Source organism: Streptomyces sp. NPDC127100, from assembly GCF_042724095.1.
In the GTDB taxonomy this organism is placed as follows: Bacteria; Actinomycetota; Actinomycetes; order Streptomycetales; family Streptomycetaceae; genus Streptomyces.
In genome coordinates this window covers 1-4,599 of sequence record NZ_JBHXFL010000097.1, presented here as the reverse complement: position 1 = coordinate 4,599, position 4,599 = coordinate 1, and the positions used below count along the sequence as shown (strand labels likewise).

Here is a 4,599-nt window from a genome sequence, read left to right as displayed (position 1 = left end):
GGGCGGCCCACGTCGCCCGCGCCGCGCTGCCGGGCGGCGCCCGCCACTGGCGGGCCGGCCCCCGGGCCCACCTCGCGCTGCGGCCGGCCGCGACCGAACGGGTGCGCCGGGCGGGCGGCACGGAACACGTCGCGCGCCGCGTGGCGGCGGCCCTCGCCGAACACCCCGACGTGGCCCTCGCATACTGGGACAACGGGCTGGCCCGGCTGGTGGTGACCGCGACCGAGGAGGAGCTCACCGACCGGGTGGTGGACCGGGCCACCGACCTCGCCGAACAGCACGGCCTGGCCCGGGCCGACGACGACGTCGAGGAGCTGGCCCACCCCGGCGACCCGGCCTCGGTGCGGGTCGCGGCGACCGCCCTCGGAGCCGACCTGCTCGGCATCGCCGCCGCCCTCACCGCGTCGTCCCTGCGGCTGCCGCCCTCGCCCCGCCTGCTCACCGCCGTGGTGACGCTGCTGCGCGAGAACCCCAGGTTCCGCGCCTGGCTGCGCGAACGGATCGGCGCCCACCGCATGGACCTGACGCTGGCCGCCGCCAACGCGGCCGTGCACGGCGCGGGCCAGAGCCCGACCTCGCTGGTGCTGGACGGTGCGGTGCGCGCCTGTCAGCTGGGCGAGGCGGTGGCCCGGTCGGCGGCCTTCGAGGCCGTGCACGACCAGCTCTGCCACCCGGACCGGGGCAGCCTGTCCGCCGACCTGACCCTGCGCCCGCCGCTGCGCACCTCCCCGGCCCACGACTACGCCGCCCACGCCTCGACCGGCAGCGTGGCGGGCGCGGTGGCGACCCTGCTCGTCAAGCACGACCTGACGGAGGCCGCCGAGGCGGTGCTCGCCGGCTCGCCCAAGGCCGCGCGCTACGGACCCGCCGCCTTCCACGCCGTACTGAGCGCCGCACTGTCCCGGACCGGTGTGCTGGTGCGCGATCCGGAGCGGCTGCGGCAGCTCGAGATGACGGGCACGGTCGTCCTGCACCCCAGCGCGCTGCGCACCCCGCACGCCGGGGCGGACCCGTGGACCGAGGACGTCCTGGACGCGGCGCGCCGTGCCGGGCTGCGCGTGGTGATGGTGGAGGATCCGGCACTGGCCGACTTCACCGGCCTCGCGGACCAGGTCGTCAGCGCCCGCCGCCCGCTCCGCGACGTCGTGGAGGAAGCGCGCGCCGAGAACGGCGGCGGTGTCATCACGGTCGTACGGCCCCTGCCCGGCGACGACGACACGGTGCCGGCCGGGCTGTTCGGCGGTGACGTGGCCGTGGCGCTGGCCGACGCGGGCTCCCCGGTGGCGTGGGGCGCGGACGTACTGGCCACGCGCGGCCTGGCCGACGTGTGGCGGGTGCTGCGCGCGGTGCCGGCGGCCCGCGCGGTCGGCAACCGCTCGCAGACCCTGGCCCGGGCCGGGGCCGCGCTGTCCGGGCTGCTGGTCGCGGTCGGCGAGGCGCGCGGCAGGGGAGTGACCTCGCCCCTGCCCGGCGTGCGGCACGCGCCGGTCGACGCGAGCGCGGCGGCGGCCCTGCTGTCCGGGGCGCGCGCCGCCCTCGGCGTGGCGGCGGCCCGCGCTCCCCACCCCCGGCCCCGGGTGGCGTGGCACGCGCTGGACGCGGCGGACGTACGCGACCGGCTGGAGCGCGAGGGCGAGCCCGAGCCGACCGCCGTCGAGCGGGCCACGGGCCGGGTGCGGGAGGCGGCCGAACGGGCGGGCCGGGTGCGGGCGCTGGCGCCGGCGCGGTGGTCGTGGCAGCTCGCCCGGGCCGTGCGCGGCGAGCTGGACGATCCGCTCACCCCCGTGCTGGCGGTCGGCTCGGCGGCCTCCGCGATCCTCGGCTCGGTCGTGGACGCGGCGCTGGTGATCGGCGCCCTGGACCTCAACGCGCTGGTCGGCGGCTTCCAGCGGCTGCGGGCCGAACGGGCGCTGTCCGGGCTGCTCGCCGAGCAGAAGCAGAAGGCGCGGGTCAGCGAGGAGACGTACGCGGAGGCGGAGGCGCCCGCCGAGGCGGAGGCGCCCGCGGAGGGCGAGCCGCGGATCGTGGACGCGGCGAAGCTGCACCCGGGGCACGTGATCGAGCTGAAGGCGGACGACGTCGTGCCCGCCGACGCCCGGCTGCTGTGGGAGGACGGCCTGGAGGTGGACGAGTCCGCGCTGACCGGCGAGTCGCTCCCGGTGGACAAGCGCGTGGACCCCGCGCCGCGGGCACCCGTCGCCGAGCGGTACTGCATGGTCTTCGAGGGCACGACCGTGGTGGCGGGCCGGGCCCGGGCCGTCGTCGTGGACACCGGTGACCACACCGAGGCCGCACGCGCGGTCGCCCTGGCCGCCCGGACCCCGTCGGCCGCGGGCGTGCAGGCACGGCTCCAGGAACTCACCCGCAAGGCGCTGCCGCTGACCCTGGCCGGCGGCGCGGCGGTGACCGGGCTGTCGCTGCTGCGCGGCACGCCGATCCGGGGGGCCGTCTCCGGTGGCGTGTCGGTGGCGGTGGCCGCCGTGCCCGAGGGGCTGCCACTGGTGGCGACGGTCGCCCAGCTGGCGGCGGCCCGCCGGCTGAGCCGGCACGGCGTGCTGGTGCGCACCCCGCGCACGCTGGAGGCGCTGGGGCGCATGGACACCGTGTGCTTCGACAAGACCGGCACGCTGACCGAGAACAGGCTGCGGCTGACCCGGGTCGCGGGCACCGAGGGCACCGTCCGCGGGGCGGGCGACCCGGACGCCGCCGGCACCGTACGGGTCGCCGCGCGCGCCTGCCCCCGTCTGGACGGCGACGGTGCCCGCCCGACCCACGCCACCGACGAGGCCGTCCTGGACGCCGCCGGGCCCGACCCCGGGTGGACGCAGGACGAGGGCCTGCCCTTCGAGACCTCCCGCGGCTACGCCGCCGCCGTCGGCCGGGACGCGGACGGCGCCCCGGTCCTAGTGGTCAAGGGCGCCCCCGAGACCGTGCTGCCCGCCTGCACCGGCCTGCCGTCGCACGCCCTGGACGCGGCGCACGACCTGGCCGGCGCGGGGCTGCGCATCATCGCGGTGGCGCAGCGGCCGCTCCGCCGGGGCGAGCGTGCGGCCGGCGTCCTCGAAGAGCCGCCGTCCGGGCTGGAGTTCACCGGACTGCTCGCGCTGGCCGACGTGGCGCGCGAGACGTCCCCGGCACTGGTGCGCGGGCTGCGCGAGGCGGGCGTACGGCCCGTGGTGCTGACCGGCGACCATCCGCAGACCGCCCGCGCCATCGCCGTCGACCTGGGCTGGCCCGAGGACGCGGTCGTGGTCACCGGCGACGAACTCGCCGCCGCCGACCGCTCGGCGCGCTCCCGGATGCTGCGCGACGCGGACGTGGTGGCCCGGGTGGCGCCCGAGCAGAAGCTCCAGGTCGTGGAGTCGCTGCGGGACGCCGGGCGCGTCGTCGGCATGGTCGGCGACGGCGCCAACGACGCGGCGGCGATCCGGGCCGCCGACATCGGCGTCGGCATCAGCGCCCGCGGTTCGGCCGCCGCCCGCAACGCCGCCGACCTGGTCGTCACCGGCGACGACCTGCTGGTGCTGGTGGAGGCGGTGCGCGAGGGCCGGGCACTGTGGCACAGCGTCGCCGACGCGATCGCCATCCTGATCGGCGGCAACGCGGGCGAGGTCGGCTTCGGCATCATCGGCACCGTCCTCGGCGGCTCCGCCCCGCTGTCCACCCGCCAGATGCTGCTGGTGAACCTCTTCACCGACCTGTTCCCGGCGATGGCCGTGGCGGTGACGGAGACCGGGGACGCCGAGCAGGAGAAGGACGACGCGGGCGCCCCGCTCGGCACGGCGGTGCTGGGGGCGCCGCTGATCCGGCAGATCCGGCACCGGGCCATGACCACCGCACTCGGGGCGACCGCGGCCTGGCTCCTCGGCCGCTTCACCCCGGGCACGGCGCGCCGTTCGACGACCATGGCCCTGTGCGCGGTGGTCGGCACGCAGCTCGCCCAGACCCTCGCCGACCGGCGCGGCAGCCGGCTGGTGCAGGTGACGTCCGTCGGTTCCGCGGCCGCGTTGGTGGTGCTGGTGCAGACGCCGGGGGCGAGCCAGCTGTTCGGGTGCACGCCGCTGGGGCCGGTCGCGTGGACGGGCGTGGCCGCGGCGATCGCGCTGGCGCTGGCGGGGCAGCGGGCGTTGCCGGTGGTGGAGGAGGCCGTGGCGCGGCACTGGCCGAAGGTGGCGGAGCGGTTGCCGGCGGTGAGGCCGGCCGCCTCGGTGTGAGGGCGGGGGAGGCGGAGGCCGAGGCGGGGGCGCCGGGTGGTGTGTCGTCTGCGGGTGGGTGGGGGCTGGTCGCGCAGTTCCCCGCGCCCCTGGGGCGTGCGCCGGGGGTCCGGTCGTGTGGTGCCCCGTGTTCCTGGGGGGCGTGTCTCGGGGGCTGGTCGTGCGGTCCGCCGTGTTCCTGGGGGCGTGCCCCGGGGCTGGTCGCGCGGTTCCCCGCGCCCCTGGGGCGTGCGCCGGGGGTCGGTCGTGTGGTGCTCCGCGTTCCGGGGGGGGGGGCGTGCCCCGGGGGGCTGGTCGTGCGGTCCGCCATGTTTCTGGGGGGCGTGCCTTGGGGGCTGGTCGTGCGGTCCGCCGTGTTGCTGGGGGCGTGCCCCGGGGCTGGTCG

At 78.6% G+C, this 4,599-nt stretch carries 1 protein-coding gene; it reads left to right on the top strand.

All coding sequences use genetic code 11. The annotated features are described in order from the left end of the window. The coding region (locus ACFWJB_RS35360; RefSeq protein WP_386927413.1) for an HAD-IC family P-type ATPase at nucleotides 1–4,214 on the top strand (4,214 nt) is incomplete at its 5' end. Between the last annotated feature and the right edge of the window lie 385 nt (nucleotides 4,215–4,599).